The organism is Lonsdalea quercina subsp. quercina (genome assembly GCF_000688655.1).
In the GTDB taxonomy this organism is placed as follows: Bacteria; Pseudomonadota; Gammaproteobacteria; order Enterobacterales; family Enterobacteriaceae; genus Lonsdalea; species Lonsdalea quercina.
In genome coordinates, this window is sequence record NZ_JIBO01000002.1 from 182,154 (window position 1) to 197,718 (window position 15,565).

Here is a 15,565-nt window from a genome sequence, read left to right on the forward strand (position 1 = left end):
GGGGGGATGTCTGAATAGGTGATGGCGTATGGCTAAAAGCGCTCTTTGATTTGCCCAGGCGTGACGCCGAAAGTGCGGCGCAGCGCGGTGGTGAAGTTGGCGGAACTGTTGTAGCCGGCGAGGCTGGCCGCCTGAGAAATCGCGATGCCATCGCGTTGCAGCGCCAGCATGGCGCGCCGCAGCCGACAGGTGCGCAGGTATTCGAAGACGGTGACGTTAAAGGTGTGGCGGAAATGGCGTTGGAGCGTGCTGGCGCTCATATTGACGCACTTGGCGATTTCGTCCATCGAGAGTTGGTCTGCTTCGCCGCTTTCCAGCATATCGCGGACTTGCTGAATACGATGATGATTGCGCAGGTCGATGCCGTCTCGGTGCTTTGCCTGACTTTTAGCGGTCAGCGAACTCAGGGCTTCAATAATCAGCAGCATGCACTGACTTTCCAGATATAGCCGCTGCATCGGGGTATTGCAGCCGGGTGAATTGAGGATCTGCAAGGCGATGGCCTGCGCCTGCCGGGACGGCATCCAGAGGTGGGTCGCAAGGTGGGTTTGCGAGAAGTCGTAGATGGCCTGCCAATCGCTGACGCTGTCCAGCAGATTACCGTACAGCCACTCCTGGCTGAAGGTCAGCGATACCGTACGCTCATGTTCATCACGTTTCCCGAGGCGACTGAAATGCGTGGGCTCGGTGAGCGAGATAAGCGAAGCGGGCTGTACGTTGCCCAGATGCAGCATTTGCTCGCCGTAGGTCACATGCGCGATGCCATTGACGACAATTGCCAGCTTAAGCGCGCCGTTCAGGAGCGTCTGGGTCTTCATATTGGTCAGATTCACCACATCCGCGGTGTGGAGGATCAAATCGCGGTTGAGTTGAGTGACGTTAAATTCGCCAAACAACAGCGGCCTGTCTTCTATACCGGCCGGCGTCAGAAAACGATAATCCCTGGTAATTAATTTCGAACTCTGAACAATATGATTTTTAAATATATTCTTCGATTCTGGTACTTTATTATCCATGTTTTCCTTTCCCTTTGTCTGGCTATCCTTGGCCATTTCGATGTTTACGCAAAACATTTTGCCGTTTGCACAAACCTCGCATCAGAAAACAAATGTAACAATGATCGTGCCAAAAGGGNAACGCAAACGATTCTCAATGATGCTTTCTTGCTGGCGGTTCGTTTTTCGCGCAGGTCATTTCGTTTCGCGCGGTACGTTGCTTTCCATTGCGTAAGGGACGATGGAAGGGAATATCCCGGTCTGTCAGCAGCAGCCGTCTTTCCCAATGATAAAAATATAGGGTGATTTAAATGACCAAATACCCACCCCGCCATTGCCTGGCGACGCTGATAGGGTTGGCTTGCTCCACCTTGTCCTGCCTGACATGGGCTGATACAGCCGAAACGACGAACACAACCACCGCCGCAGGGGCGTCCGCGACCAACACCAGGGAACCTATCGCGACGAAGAAAGCCCCGACATCCACCGAGACTGCAGCCGCCAACACCAGGGATCAGGGCCAAAGCGCGGAGAGTGCGGATACGATGATTGTGACTGCCGCAGAGCAGACTCGTCAGGCTCTGGGTGTTTCCACCATCACGGCGGAAGATATCAGTAAACGACCGCCGGCTAATGATTTGTCGGAGCTTATCCGCACCATGCCGGGGGTCAATCTGTCAGGTAACTCGACCAGCGGTCAACGCGGCAATAACCGGCAGATTGATATTCGCGGCATGGGGCCGGAAAACACGTTGATTCTGGTGGACGGCAAGCCGGTATCCAGCCGGAACGCGGTGCGCTACGGTTGGCGTGGAGAACGCGATACCCGAGGCGACACCAATTGGGTGCCAGCGGACATGGTCGAGCGTATTGACGTGCTACGCGGTCCAGCCGCGGCCCGTTATGGCAACGGTGCGGCGGGCGGCGTGGTGAATATCATCACCAAACAGTCGACGAAAGAGTGGCACGGCACCTGGAACGCTTACATGGATATGCCGGTGCATAAAGCGGAAGGGGCCACCAAGCGTACCGATTTCAGCCTGATGGGGGGATTAACCGATAACCTTAGTTTGCGTCTCTACGGTAACTTCAATAAAACGCAGGCCGATGCCTGGGGCATTAATGACGGCCACCAGTCGGAACGAACCGGCGCCTATGCCAGTTCGTTGCCGGCCGGGCGTGAAGGGGTGCGTAATAAGGACATCAACGGCGTGCTGCGCTGGGACATCACCGCACAGCAGTCGCTTGAGTTTGAGGCAGGATCAAGCCGTCAGGGCAATATCTACTCCGGCGATACGCAAAACACCAACAGTAACAGCTATGTGGTCGGCAATTACGGCAAAGAGACCAACCGGATGTACCGGCAGAACTATGCGGTGACCCACCGCGGTTACTGGGATAGCGGCGTCAGCACCACGTCTTATCTGCAGTATGAGCGCACGCAGAACACCCGTATCACTGAAGGACTGGCGGGCGGCACGGAGGGCATTTTCTCCAGCGCCGATGATTACGGCACGACCAAGCTGGATACGGTGACCGCGCACAACGAGGTCAATATTCCGTTTGACGCGCTATTCAGCCAGACCGCCACGGTGGGCGTAGAGTGGTCGGAACAGAAAATGAAAGATCCGACATCGACCTCGCAGGCGCTGTCCGGCGGCACGATTGACGGCTATTCTGATGGGACGCGCAGCGACAAGATGTCTGCGCGCATCGCCTCCGTGTTCGCGGAAGACAACATTGAGCTGACGCCCAGCACCATGTTGACGCCGGCGCTGCGGTTCGACCAACACAGCATCGCGGGCGGCAACTGGAGTCCCGGTATCAATCTCTCGCAGGAGCTGGGCGACGACTTTACGCTGAAACTCGGCATCGCCCGCGCGTACAAAGCGCCTAACCTTTACCAACTCAACCCGAACTATCTGCTGTATAGCCGCGGGCAAGGCTGCTATGTCAGCGGCACCAACGGCTGCTATCTTTTAGGTAACGACGAGTTGAAGGCGGAAACCAGCGTCAACAAAGAGGTCGGGCTGGCGTTTCATCGCAATGGCTATCAGGCGGGCCTGACCTATTTCCGTAATGACTATCGCAACAAGATCGATGCGGGCATGTCTCCCATCGGGACGAGCACGAACGGCTCCACTTATGTCTTTCAGTGGGAAAATGTGCCTAAGGCGGTGGTGGAAGGGCTGGAAGGCTCGTTGAATATTCCGGTATCGGACACCGTGAGTTGGAACAACAACCTGACGTGGATGCTGCGTTCGGAGAATAAAACCACGGGGGATTACCTTTCCGTTACGCCGCAATTTACGCTCAATTCATCGGTAAGCTGGCAGGCCACCGACAAGCTGTCTTTACTGGCCGATTTGACCTGGTACGGGCGTCAGAAGCCGAAGAAATATAACTATAAAGGTGAGTCGGTCAGCGGGACCGAGCTGACGCAGGTCAGTCCTTATTCGGTCGTCGGCCTTAGCGGGACCTACAAGTTCAACAAGAATGTGAGCCTGACCGCTGGCGTGGATAACCTGTTCGACAAGCGCCAGTTCCGTGCTGGCAACGCGCAGTCGGTCAGGAACCTGACCACCAATGTCGTCACTATCGCCGGCGCCGGCGCCGCTACGTTCAATGAGCCGGGCAGAACTTTCTTTATGGGTATCAACACTAGTTTCTAAGGCGTTGCGAGCGGGAACGGCATTGCCGGAGCGCTCTGCAACAATGTTGCCGTCCAACGGGAAGGAACCCGTTCGGCGCGACGCGAGTGACGTCGGTTACACAGGAGGAAGGGTGTATCAATTACCCAATACCAGGGACGATATCGTTGAGTCTGCGGCGCGTGGCCATTACCGCGTGATGACGTGGAGCCCCGACGGCGGGGTGGTGCCCCCGGATGAGGGATGGCCGGTGATTTACCTGCTGGATGGCGCCAAATATTTCTCCATGGCGACTTCCGTGATGGCGTCGCTAAGCCGTCCCCGCTGCGGGATTACGCCGGGGATTGTGGTCGGCATTGATTATGTCGGCACCTCCCGGCGCGACAAGGACTACCGTCCTGCGGTGGCGAACCGCGTGCTGGAACCTAATCCACAAGGCGGCTACTATCCGGCTGGAATGGAGGGCGATGCCGCCGGATTTCGCCGCTTCCTCATTGCTGAGTTGAAACCGATGATTGCGGCCCGCTACCCCATCGACCTGCAACGCGAAGCACTGTTCGGCCACTCCTACGGCGGATTGTTCTCCCTGGATACGCTGTTCTGGGCGCGCGAAAGCTTCCAGCATTACTACGTCTGCAGCCCGTCGGTCTGGTGGAATGGCGAGTACATTCTGCGTCAGGCAGCCTCACTCTACTTGCAAAACCCCACCGTCTCTCCAGTCAGTCTGATGTTAAGCGTCGGCGAATATGAGCAGTCTTTGGAGCCGTGGGAGATGGGATTGCCCACCGGACAACAGGAGCTTTTGCTTGAGCACCGTCGGCGGCGTAGAATGGTCGACGGCGTCAGCGAGCTGGCGCTGATGTTGAAAAATCGCGCGCCGGATGTAGACGTCTCCCTGCAAACTTATCCCGGACAGTCGCNCCAGTCCGTTCCATTTCTGGCGTTGCACACCGCCTTACGTCACCATTTCCAGCCTACCTGACTCAAAGCCGTTCGCCCAGCGCCGCCCGCGCGCAGTTTACGGGCGCGCAACGGCAGGGATTTTATATAACCCATTGATATAAAACGCATCATCCTTAGCCTTTTCGTGAGCGGATGGTGTGTTTCTGCGCGCCCATGTTATTCTGCTGACGTGAGAGAGTGAGCGATTAAGCAACGATAATTCCACCGCGATCGCGGTTATATGCGCCAAATGTTGCTATTATGTGAACGAAATAATGGGTGAACAAACCCAAATAGGCTGACGACGCTGAGCCGGGCACGCGAAATCTTGTTTCCACACGCCGATCTCCAGGCATGAGGATGACCATGGGCACAACGTGCGCGGGTATCACGAAGAAGATAATGAGAGCGAGGAGAATGTCGTGCTAGAAGAATATCGTAAGCACGTAGCCGAGCGGGCTGCGCAAGGGATCGTCCCCAAGCCGTTAGAGGCATCCCAAATGGCGGGTTTGGTGGAGTTGCTGAAACAGCCNCCCGCCGGAGAAGAGGCGTTTCTGGTCGATTTGCTGGTTAACCGTGTGCCGCCGGGGGTGGATGAGGCTGCCTACGTCAAGGCCGGTTTCCTCGCGGCGATCGCCTCTGGTGAAGCGACGTCACCGTTGATTTCCCCCACAAAAGCCGTCGAACTGCTTGGCACTATGCAGGGCGGCTACAATATTCACCCGCTGATCAACGCGTTGGATAACGCCCGGCTTGCCCCCATCGCCGCCAAAGCCTTGTCGCATACGCTGCTGATGTTCGACAACTTCTACGATGTGGAAGAGAAAGCCAAGGCGGGCAATCCGCATGCGCAGCAAGTGCTGCAATCATGGGCGGACGCGGACTGGTTCCTTTCCCGCCCGGCGCTGGCTGAAAAAATCACTGTAACCGTATTCAAAGTGACCGGCGAAACCAACACCGACGACCTGTCGCCCGCGCCGGACGCATGGTCGCGCCCGGATATTCCATTGCATGCGCTGGCGATGCTAAAAAACCCCCGCGAAGGGATCGANCCGGATCAGCCGGGTGCCGTCGGCCCAATCGCGCAGATCGAGGCCCTGAATAAAAAAGGATTCCCGTTAGCCTATGTCGGCGACGTCGTAGGAACGGGGTCCTCGCGCAAATCCGCCACCAACTCGGTGTTGTGGTTTATGGGTGACGACATTCCCTATGTGCCGAATAAACGCGCCGGCGGCGTGGTGCTGGGCGGTAAAATCGCGCCCATCTTCTTTAACACGATGGAGGATGCGGGCGCGTTGCCGATAGAAGTCGACGTCTCAGACCTGAACATGGGCGACGTCATCGATATTTATCCGTACAAGGGAGAGGTGCGCCGCCATGACAGTGACGAACGGCTGGCGNCATTTGAACTGAAAACCGACGTGCTGCTGGATGAAGNGCGCGCCGGCGGCCGTATTCCCCTTATCATCGGCCGTGGGCTGACGACCAAAGCCCGCGAAGCGCTGGGGCTGCCGCCCAGCGATGTCTTCCGCATCGCCAAGGACGCCGCCGACAGCGACAACGGATTTTCGCTGGCTCAGAAGATGGTCGGCCGTGCCTGCGGCGTGGCCGGTGTTCGCCCAGGCCAGTACTGCGAGCCGAAAATGACCTCCGTCGGGTCGCAGGATACCACCGGGCCGATGACCCGCGATGAGCTGAAGGATCTGGCTTGCCTCGGCTTCTCCGCTGATTTGGTGATGCAGTCGTTCTGCCATACCGCCGCGTACCCGAAACCGGTGGACGTGCAGACGCATCACTCGCTGCCGGACTTCATCATGAACCGCGGGGGCGTCTCGTTGCGTCCGGGCGACGGCATCATTCATTCTTGGCTCAACCGCATGCTGCTGCCGGATACGGTCGGCACGGGCGGCGACTCGCACACCCGCTTCCCGATTGGCATTTCGTTCCCGGCCGGCTCCGGCTTGGTGGCGTTCGCCGCCGCGACGGGCGTGATGCCGCTGGATATGCCGGAGTCCGTGCTGGTGCGCTTCAAAGGCAAGATGCAGCCGGGCATTACGCTGCGCGATCTGGTTCACGCCATCCCGTATTATGCTATTCAGCAGGGGTTGCTGACTGTTGAGAAGAAAGGCAAAAAGAACATTTTCTCCGGTCGGATTCTGGAGATCGAGGGGCTGCCGGAGCTGAAAGTGGAACAGGCGTTCGAACTGGCGGACGCCTCGGCGGAACGGTCGGCGGCCGGTTGCACCATCAAGCTGGATCAGGCGCCGATCGTCGAATATCTCAACTCCAACATCGTGCTGCTGAAATGGATGATCTCGGAAGGCTATGGCGATCGCCGTACGCTGGAGCGACGCGTTCAGGGGATGGAAAAATGGCTGGAGGATCCACAGCTGCTGGAAGCGGACAAGGATGCCGAGTACGCCGCCGTCATCGAAATCGATCTGGCCGATGTGACCGAGCCGATCCTGTGCGCGCCGAACGATCCGGACGATGCTCGCCTGTTGTCTGCCGTGGCGAACAGCAAAATCGACGAGGTGTTCATCGGTTCCTGCATGACCAACATTGGGCACTTCCGCGCTGCGGGTAAACTACTGGAACAGCATAAAGGCCAACTGCCGACGCGCCTGTGGATGGCGCCGCCGACCAAGATGGATGCGGCTCAGCTGACGGAAGAGGGCTATTACAGCGTCTTCGGAAAGAGTGGGGCCAGGGTGGAAATTCCAGGGTGTTCGCTGTGTATGGGGAACCAGGCCCGCGTGGCGGACGGCGCGACGGTGGTATCCACTTCCACGCGTAACTTCCCGAACCGCCTGGGCGACGGCGCCAACGTCTATCTGGCCTCCGCCGAAATGGCGGCGATCGCCGCCTTGTTGGGACGCTTGCCGACGCCGGAGGAGTACCAGACTTATATGGCGCAGGTCGACAAAACGGCGCTGGATACCTATCGCTATCTCAACTTTGACCGACTGTCTCAGTACACGGAAAAAGCAGATGGGGTGATCTTCCAAACCGCCGTGTAATTCGCGGATGTAAAATCGCGATGTAAGCGCTATAGTGCGCGTCGCGTAAGGGGCCTTTGGCCCCTTTTTCATAATGGGCCGCCGTTGCCAACGCATGAAGCGGTATGAAAAATGGACGGTCGCTTTTCTCCGCGTTGGTCGGGAATAGGCCAGAACGTAATTGACAAGCAGGGATGGCGGATCAGTGGCGTGAACGGCGATGATGACGCGGATAACAAGCTTATTCACAGGAGCGACGGGATGGACTATGAATTTTTGCGGGATGTCTCCGGGCAGGTCATCGTGCGTATGTCGATGGGACATGAGGCCGTAGGGCACTGGCTGAATGAAGAAGTCAACGGTCAGCTGGCGGTGCTGGATGCAGTGGAAGCCGGGGCGAGTTCGGTCGTCGGCAGCGAACGTCAATGGCAGTTGCAGGGGCACGAATACTCCTTGCTGTTGGACGAAGAAGAGGTCATCGTCCGCGCCAATCAGCTCTCTTTCACCAGCGATGAGATGGAAGAAGGGATGAGCTATTACGATGAGGAAAGTCTGTCCCTATGCGGGCTGGAGGATTTCCTCGCTCTCCTCTCGAAATATCGACAGTTTATTCAAACGCGGTAAAACCCGCGTTTCACCCTCCGTTTTGGCCCTATCATCAAGCCGGGAGCCTATCTGAGCGCCCCCTCAACCCGCATAAGTCAACGCATACTGGCCGCCATCGCAGCGACGTTATGACTGAAGGCCGCCGTATAGGTTGCCGCCGGCCCGCTGGCGNCCGTCAGGGCTTCCGGATACAGTTCGCCGCCCGACTGCGCGCCGGTGGCATGGGCGATCTGCTTCACCAGCCGGGGATCGGTCTGATTTTCGATGAAATAGCTCTTCACGTGAGTTTGCTTGATCTGCGTGATCAACTCGGCCACGCCTTTGCTGCTGGCTTCTGACTCTGTCGAATAGCCCAGCGGCGCCAGAAATTTCACGCCATAGGCCGCGGCGAAGTAACCAAAGGCGTCGTGGCTGGTGAGTACCCTGCGTTTATCTTGCGGGATGGCCGCGAAGGTCTTTCTGGCATCGTCGTCCAGTTGTTGCAACTGCTGAATATAGCGCTCGCCGCGCTGGCGATAGTCTTGCGCGTTGTCCGGATCGATCTTGATCAATGCATTTTGGATATTGCGCGCATAGATGATCCCATTCGCCATGCTGTTCCAGGCGTGGGGGTCAGTGGCGGTTTTACCGTCTTCGACCATAGTCAACGGCGCGACGCCCTGTGACGCGATTATCACCTCACCCTTGTAGCCGGAGGCGGTGATGAGGCGGTCGAGCCAGCCTTCCAGTCCGAGTCCGCTGACGAAGATCAGATCCGCCTTCGCCAGCGTTTTGCTGTCTTTCGGAGACGGCTCGAACTCATGCGGGTCGCCGTTCGGTCCCACCAAATCGGTGACGTGGACATGTTCGCCGCCTACCTGCTTGACCATATCTCCCAACACGGAAAAGCTCGCAACGACGTTAAGATCTTTCGCCATCGTCAACGGACTCATCAGGAAGCCGGACAGCATGATTATCAAAGTAGTACGTTTCAATTTTTCCCCCTCGTGTGTGACGTCATCATCAACGGCGCGTGCGTAACATGCCGCCGTTAGAGCCAAAAAATACGGAAGTGCAGAAAATAAGGGTGGCGGTCAGAATCACCGCTGGCCCGGCCGGTAGGTCGGCGTAGTACGACCACAGCAGCCCAATCAGGCTGGCAATGCAGCCGAGCACGACCGATAGCGCCAGCATCATGCTGAGACGCTGGGTCCAGAAGCGTGCGCAGGCGGCAGGGAGCATCATCATGCCGACCGCCATCAACGTGCCGAGCAGTTGGAATCCCGCCACCAAATTAAGCACCACCAGCGATAAAAACAGACCGTGGATCGCGGCGCGGGCGCGTCTCGACAGCATGCGTATAAAGGTGACGTCGAACGACTCTATGAGCAGGGCGCGATAGATCAGCGCCAGCGTCAGCACGGATGCGGAGGTGACGGCACCGATGGTCAGCAGCGCCCGAGCGTCGATCGCCAGAATTGAGCCGAACAGCACGTGAAGCAGGTCGNCGCTGGAGCCGCGCAGCGAGACGAGCGTGACGCCTAGCGCCAGGGAGCCGAGATAAAAGCCGGCAAAACTGGCATCTTCCTTAAGCTCGGTGCGGCGGCTGACCAAACCGGACATCATGGCGACAGCCAGCCCTGCGACGAACCCGCCAATCCCCATCGCCACAAGCGACATGCCGGAGATGAGATAGCCGATGGCGACGCCCGGCAAGACGGCGTGGGACAGCGCATCGCCGATCAGGCTCATCCGCCGTAGCAGCAGAAAACAGCCCAGCGGCGCGGCTCCGAGCGTTAGCGCGAAACAGCCGACCAGCGCCCGGCGCATGAACCCGAAGTCGGCGAACGGCTGCGTCAGCAGATGAATGAATGTCACTGCACTCTCCTCAGCGGGGTCATAAAGGCGCGTGCCGGAGACAGCAGCTCATGGCAGTCGCCCCAGCGGGGACCGTCGTCGTTCAGCATCACGACACGGGGGAAGTGTTGCTCCACCTGCTCCAGATCGTGCAACACCGCCAGCAGGGTGCGCCCCTCCTCATGCAGCTGGCGGATCACCTGCCACAGCATGCGGATAGTCTCGGCATCAATACCGGTGAACGGCTCGTCGAGCAAAATGACAGGGGAACGCATCACCAGCAGCCGCGCGAACAACACGCGTTGGAGCTGACCGCCGGATAGCCGACCGATGTGGACCTGTTCGACGTCGCTCATGCCCACGGTTTCCAGCGCCTCCCGGGCCTGGCGACGTAGCGCTGGGGTCAGGCGTCCGAATAAGCCGGAGTCCGGTACGCAGCCCATTAGCACCAGATCGCCGACGCTAATGGGGAACTGACGGTCAAACTCGGACAGCTGCGGTAAATAGCCTATCGGNCGGGTGACGTCCGGCGCGAGGCAGACGCTGCCAGACAGCGGCGGCATTAACCCGGCCAGCGTTTTCAACAGCGTCGATTTTCCGCTGCCGTTGGGGCCGATGATGGCGGTGAGTGAACCGGGCAGGAAGCGGCCGTTAATCGTACCCAACGGCGTCTGCCGGTGATACCCATAAGTGAGGTGGCGTAGCGCGATCATGCTAACGTGACCGCCCAGGAAATCAGTCCCCACAGCAGGGTGAGTACCAGCGCGGCGATGACGACGCGGGTCTGCGTGGAAAAGGAATATAGACTCTGCATGTTCTCCCCCTTAAAGTTAACTATGTTATAACATAACAAAATTAAACCGTGGCGTTACAGACGTAAAAAAATTTTCAGTGAGTCGTTGCGCGGCAATGCAGGGGGGATAAAACCTTTTCAGGCCCGCGCTCCTGAGAGCGGCGGGCCTGAACGTGTCAATGGACGCCGTGCGGGGCGTCCTGAGGGGTTACAGTTGTTTGTTCAGCGGATCGGCGACCGGAATGCGGCGACGCGACGGCATCGGCGTCACCTTGATGGTGCGGCGGCGCGAGGGTTTGATTTCTCGTTCATGGTAGAGCTTCAGAACGATAACGAGCAAGGCCAGTAAGGCGGTAATACCGTTGGCCGACATGACGGGAATGTCTTGNACGTTGAAGCCGNAGGCCGTCCACGACGTGACGCCGAAGAACAAGGCGGCGTACATCCCGAGAGAGATACCGGTCGTGTCTTTATTGCGAATGATGTGCAGCACCTGTAGGAAAAAAGAGCCGGTGGTGACCCAGGCGGCAAGTCCACCTAGCGCCATCGGCCAGCGATAAAGNGTGACGATCGCGACTGCGGCGGCTGCCATCGTTCCCGCGACGATCGTGATGTTCTTCTTCATATTATGCTCCTTCGCTCACCGGTTGCAGCACCGCGCGAACTTCTTCAACGGCGGATCTCAGATGATCGGCTAATGCTTCATGATGGCGTAACGAACCAAACAGCGCGGGGTGTCTTGAGAACGCGGTCAGCGGGTCCTCGGCGCTGAAAATCGCATCAAAGTCGACGCTGTCGATGGCGCGATCTTCATAGCTGAAAGGCAGTTCGCCGGCATGATGCTGCTGCATAAAGAGGAAAAACAGCGCGGGCAGGCGCAGCGTCGCTCGCGGGACCTCATTCTGACGATAGCGGTCCTTCAACGTCGGCACGATAAAGCCATGCAGTTTGGCGATGCTGTCTGAAGAGACGCGAGCGACGGTGTCGCGGACGCCGCGGTTGCCGAAGCGCGCGAGAACGCTTTCGCACTCCTCCTCCTGCACGTGAGTTATGCCGCGGCTGCGAAGCGCGGGCAGCACGTCCTGTATCACGTAGTCTCGTACCCACTTGGTTATCTGCGGCGTCAGACTTTCATCGATGTAGCGTTTATCCAGCAGAGCGCCGGCCCAGGCAATGCCGCTGTGGCTGGCGTTCAGCAGGCGGATTTTAGCTTCTTCTACCGTCGTGACGTCCTCGACGAATTCGACGCCGACCTCTTCCAGCGGCGGACGCTCGCTCACGAAATGATCTTCGATTACCCAGCGGGCGAAGCGTTCGGCGGAAAGCGGAGCCGCATCGTCGGTAATGCCCTGTTTTTCCAGACGGGCATAGAGCGCTTCGTCAAATTTCGGCGTAATCCGGTCAACCATGCTGTTGGGGGCAGAAGTGTTGCTCTCCATCCATTCAACAAGGTCCTGGCGCTCCTTGGCGACCAGAAATTCTCGCAGACCCTGCGAGAAGCTGTCCCCATTTTGCAGCAGGTTGTCGCAGCATAGTAAAGTCACCGGTCCGCTTTGCTGTTGTTGGCGGGCAATCAAGATCAGCGTCAATGCGCCATATAAAGTATTTATTTCACCTTCATCGCGAAGATCGGCCTGTACCGCGGGATGCGTGAGATCGAGGTGGCCATCGTCGTCCAGGAAGTAACCTCCCTCGGTAACGGTGAAAGAAATAATTTTTGTCTCTGGAGCGGCGCCTATAGCCNCCGTGGAGGCCAATTGGCTATCCCAGAGAATGATTTGATCGACTGCGTCTATGGTCTCGTAGGTATGTTCGCCGTCAGGGGAAATCGTTTCCAGCGTGTAGAGACCGTTCTGGGATTTGAGCTGCTGAAGCGTTTTTTGCGTTGAGCTGTTTCGGATGTTTGATAGCGCCATGTGCCATCGATCGTTGCCCTGCTTTCGCAGCTGGTTGAGGTACCAGGCCTGATGCGATCGAAAAAATGCACTTGCACCCAGATGAAGCCAGTTAGAAGAATCTGTAGTTGATATAGGCAAACCCTTTCCTTACTCCATTGGAGATTATTTATTCAATATTAAGGGTAGCACTTTTTGCAACGTAATAAAAATATGTTGTTTATCAATGTATTGATATTTTTTCTAACGAAAGGAGCAAGCCGACGGATGAGGCAACACGATGATTGGTGTGTGGCATTATCGTTTCCGCGCAACCCGTCGGCTGGAGGGTTACTTGATGCTTACGCTCCATTTGGAGACTTTAAAGGTACCCGAGCCTTTGTACAGTTCGGTGCCGAATTCGATACTGCTGATATATTTGGTATTGCTCATCCACTGCTTGGCGTTGACCAGGTAATCAGTGAAGTTTTTGATATTGAGGTTTGCGGAAGTCTGATTGCTTTTGATGACGAAGGAATAGACGTTCCAGCTGCTGACGGTGCCTTTATACACATCCCACGGGATGCCGCCGATGGTGACGGTATTGACATAGCTACCGGCCGGAGAGGCATTGGTGCTGTTCATCCAGATCATCAGCTCATCGGTTGGCGTCGACCACCAGTTGGCATTGTTGTCTGAATGAAACCAGATGTCGTAAGAGACATTGTAGGTGCCTGATACGTTGGAAAAAGACCAGGCGGCGGTAGTATTGATATTTTTGTTTTCGGACAGACGAACCGGCAGTCCGGTATTGGTTCCGTATCCCGTCGTCCAGTGCCAGCCGTGCACAATGGAGGGGTAGCCTTTCACCGAGTTGGCGTCGCTGGGCCATGACCACGACCATCCCATATCCGTCGCGCTGTTGGCATAAACGGACTGCTGCCCGTTAGGCACGGCGCTTTTTCCCCAGGTATTGTTGTAAACATAATCGATGCCGCTCGGCAGATAGAGTTTGGCATTATCTTCAGAGGATGACGCCGCTAATGCGGTGCCGCTGGCCAGTAGTGTTGCCACGGCGATAGAGGCAAAACTCACTTTCTTTTTCATATACATGCTCCTTGTTTTAGACCTATCAATAAACATGACGGGTTAACGATGACTTTGTCGTCAATCCGTTATCCGGCTGATTCCTTTCTCATACACGTAAATGGTTTCTGGTAGCGCAGTTTTGCATTTAATCGATAAAGGGTTGTGCGGCCCAATCGTTTACCTTTAATAAATCATCAACGGATCAAATATACTATTTCTAATGTGATTGAACATGACCATTAAGAAAAAAATAAAAATCATAATGACTAAATGATAGGGCACTTAACGCATAACTTATCGGAAACATTCGTATGCAGTAAAAAGAGTTAAGTAAATAATGCTAAGATAGTAAAGCATTTACTTTTTTATTTGGTTTTTTTATATCTTCTTGGAACGTATTTGATTATGCGTAAAGATAATTGATTCTTCAATGGGAAATACCCTTTTATTTCTCTCTGTACTTTTGTTTTTTTGTTTTTTTAATAAAATCAATTGGTTGTTATATTCAATTGGTTGTATTTTGATCGTATTTTGGGGTATTTAAAATAGAGGTTTAAAGCATGAATGATTTTTTGGTTTTTTTTAAATATGATAATTGGTTTTTTAGATGATTCGTTTATTATTGATTAAATGATTGGTGAATATATCGATAGGTAATAAATTGTAGGAAACAAGTACGATAAATGTTTCTTATTAGGTTAATAAAAATTTTCTATTACGGTCATTTCCGTAATGTTAATAAGCGGTGTCTGATTTTTTCTCCGTGGCCCCAAATAATCTGAAAAGCTCCGTTCGATGAAACCGGGTTAGATTACACGTCAGTTGTTTTTTCATTACTGTTCTAGAAACCTGCACATCCCGCGATGATGACGGCTCGACCATTCCGAGCGCGAACTACCGCATTAAGGCGCTGGATATGATCGGCTCGCGGGNGACCGTCCAGTCTGGGATCACGGGGCAGGGGGGGCCATTATTTAAGGTGGAAAGGGCACGTTGTTTCGCACTCACTGAGGCGAGACTGATTAGTCGACGGTGTTCTGCACAGAATCGCTCAAACGCCTGTCAGGCGAGCTTTGCGCGTTTGTAGTTATGCTGCCGCTAAAAGTTTCTCCCAACTCAACACAATAAAAAACCCCGATATCTCGGGGTTTTTGGCGGACGGTTCAACAAACGAGTCGGGTTCGAATTAGAACGGGATATCGTCGTCGAAATCCATCGGCGGTTCATTGTTCGGGGCTGCCGGAGCGGTATTCTGCTGCGGACGCGCGGCCTGCTGTCCGCCGCCGCTGAACTGGTTGTTCGCCTGCGGCTGCTGAGGCTGACCCCAGCCGCCCTGCTGGTTGTTGCCGCCAACAGGGCCGCCTGCCGGTGCGCCGCCGCCTGCCGGTGCGCCGCCGCCTGAACGGCCGCCGAGCATCTGCATGGTGCCGCCGATATTCACGACAACTTCCGTCGTGTAACGGTCGGTGCCGCTTTGATCCTGCCATTTACGCGTCTGCAGCTGGCCTTCGATATAAACCTGAGAACCTTTGCGCAGGTATTCTCCGGCGACTTCAGCCAGTTTGCCGAACAGCACAACACGGTGCCACTCAGTTTTCTCTTTCTGCTCGCCGGTTTGCTTATCGCGCCAGCTTTCGGACGTGGCCAGGGTAATGTTGGCTACTGCGCCGCCATTCGGCATGTAACGAACTTCCGGGTCTTGTCCGAGATTCCCGAGAAGAATGACTTTATTAACGCCTCTGCTGGCCATGTGGGTGTCTCCTGATGGATCAATTTTTAA

General features: G+C 55.9%; 12 protein-coding genes. 4 read left to right on the top strand and 8 right to left on the bottom strand.

The annotated features are described in order from the left end of the window. Window positions 1-32: 32 nt before the first annotated feature. Window positions 33-1,016, bottom strand: a complete 984-nt coding sequence (locus RZ35_RS01570) for a helix-turn-helix transcriptional regulator (protein ID WP_026741731.1) — start codon at window positions 1,014-1,016, stop codon at window positions 33-35. A gap of 290 nt (window positions 1,017-1,306) precedes the next feature. Between RZ35_RS01570 and RZ35_RS01575 the strand changes: the two genes are divergently transcribed. The 4 genes from RZ35_RS01575 (at window position 1,307) to yacL (ending at window position 8,211) form a co-directional block, all read left to right on the top strand. Then, window positions 1,307-3,667, top strand: a complete 2,361-nt coding sequence (locus RZ35_RS01575; protein ID WP_026741732.1) for a TonB-dependent siderophore receptor — start codon at window positions 1,307-1,309, stop codon at window positions 3,665-3,667. Window positions 3,668-3,845: 178 nt separating this feature from the next. Further along, window positions 3,846-4,628: an alpha/beta hydrolase gene (locus tag RZ35_RS01580; protein ID WP_455709673.1), complete on the top strand. Its 783-nt coding sequence runs from the start codon at window positions 3,846-3,848 to the stop codon at window positions 4,626-4,628. A gap of 382 nt (window positions 4,629-5,010) precedes the next feature. Continuing rightward, a complete protein-coding gene (gene acnB, locus RZ35_RS01585) occupies window positions 5,011-7,608 on the top strand; it encodes a bifunctional aconitate hydratase 2/2-methylisocitrate dehydratase (protein WP_026741734.1) in 2,598 nt (865 codons plus the stop codon). Window positions 7,609-7,848: 240 nt separating this feature from the next. Then, entirely contained in the window at window positions 7,849-8,211 is a 363-nt protein-coding gene (gene yacL / locus RZ35_RS01590) for a protein YacL (RefSeq protein WP_026741735.1), read from the top strand. A gap of 77 nt (window positions 8,212-8,288) precedes the next feature. On the opposite strand, the gene RZ35_RS01595 is transcribed toward yacL, so the two are convergent. The 7 genes from RZ35_RS01595 to RZ35_RS01625 all read right to left on the bottom strand — a co-directional run bounded on the left by RZ35_RS01595 (window position 8,289) and on the right by RZ35_RS01625 (window position 15,535). After that, window positions 8,289-9,167 (bottom strand): metal ABC transporter substrate-binding protein, encoded by an 879-nt coding sequence (locus tag RZ35_RS01595; protein ID WP_026741736.1) that lies wholly within the window; start codon window positions 9,165-9,167, stop codon window positions 8,289-8,291. Window positions 9,168-9,195: 28 nt separating this feature from the next. After that, on the bottom strand, window positions 9,196-10,050 hold the full coding sequence (locus RZ35_RS01600; RefSeq protein ID WP_026741737.1) for a metal ABC transporter permease: 855 nt from the start codon (window positions 10,048-10,050) through the stop codon (window positions 9,196-9,198). Continuing rightward, window positions 10,047-10,742 carry a metal ABC transporter ATP-binding protein gene (locus tag RZ35_RS01605; protein ID WP_026741738.1) on the bottom strand — a complete coding sequence of 232 codons (696 nt, stop codon included), beginning with the start codon at window positions 10,740-10,742 and terminating at the stop codon, window positions 10,047-10,049. Before RZ35_RS01605 ends, RZ35_RS01600 begins: the two co-directional genes overlap by 4 nt. Window positions 10,743-11,030: 288 nt before the next feature. Further along, window positions 11,031-11,447, bottom strand: a complete 417-nt coding sequence (locus RZ35_RS01610; RefSeq protein WP_071999731.1) for a SemiSWEET family sugar transporter — start codon at window positions 11,445-11,447, stop codon at window positions 11,031-11,033. 1 nt (window position 11,448) lies between these two features. Then, the gene (gene dalD, locus RZ35_RS01615) at window positions 11,449-12,858 is read right to left on the bottom strand and encodes a D-arabinitol 4-dehydrogenase (RefSeq protein ID WP_036152398.1); all 1,410 of its coding nucleotides are present in this window, start codon (window positions 12,856-12,858) and stop codon (window positions 11,449-11,451) included. Between the two features lie 189 nt (window positions 12,859-13,047). After that, window positions 13,048-13,803, bottom strand: coding sequence for a GH12 family glycosyl hydrolase domain-containing protein (locus tag RZ35_RS01620; RefSeq protein WP_235195063.1), 756 nt, complete (start codon window positions 13,801-13,803; stop codon window positions 13,048-13,050). 1,168 nt (window positions 13,804-14,971) lie between these two features. Further along, window positions 14,972-15,535 carry a single-stranded DNA-binding protein gene (locus tag RZ35_RS01625; protein WP_026741742.1) on the bottom strand — a complete coding sequence of 188 codons (564 nt, stop codon included), beginning with the start codon at window positions 15,533-15,535 and terminating at the stop codon, window positions 14,972-14,974. Between the last annotated feature and the right edge of the window lie 30 nt (window positions 15,536-15,565).

Excerpts from the sequence above, each read along its gene's own strand:
- RZ35_RS01570 (WP_026741731.1), bottom strand. The coding sequence starts at position 1,016 with ATGGATAATAAAGTACCAGAATCGAAGAATATATTTAAAAATCATATT.
- RZ35_RS01625 (WP_026741742.1), bottom strand. The coding sequence starts at position 15,535 with ATGGCCAGCAGAGGCGTTAATAAAGTCATTCTTCTCGGGAATCTCGGA.
- RZ35_RS01620 (WP_235195063.1), bottom strand. The coding sequence starts at position 13,803 with ATGAAAAAGAAAGTGAGTTTTGCCTCTATCGCCGTGGCAACACTACTG.
- yacL (WP_026741735.1), top strand. The coding sequence starts at position 7,849 with ATGGACTATGAATTTTTGCGGGATGTCTCCGGGCAGGTCATCGTGCGT.
- RZ35_RS01575 (WP_026741732.1), top strand. The coding sequence starts at position 1,307 with ATGACCAAATACCCACCCCGCCATTGCCTGGCGACGCTGATAGGGTTG.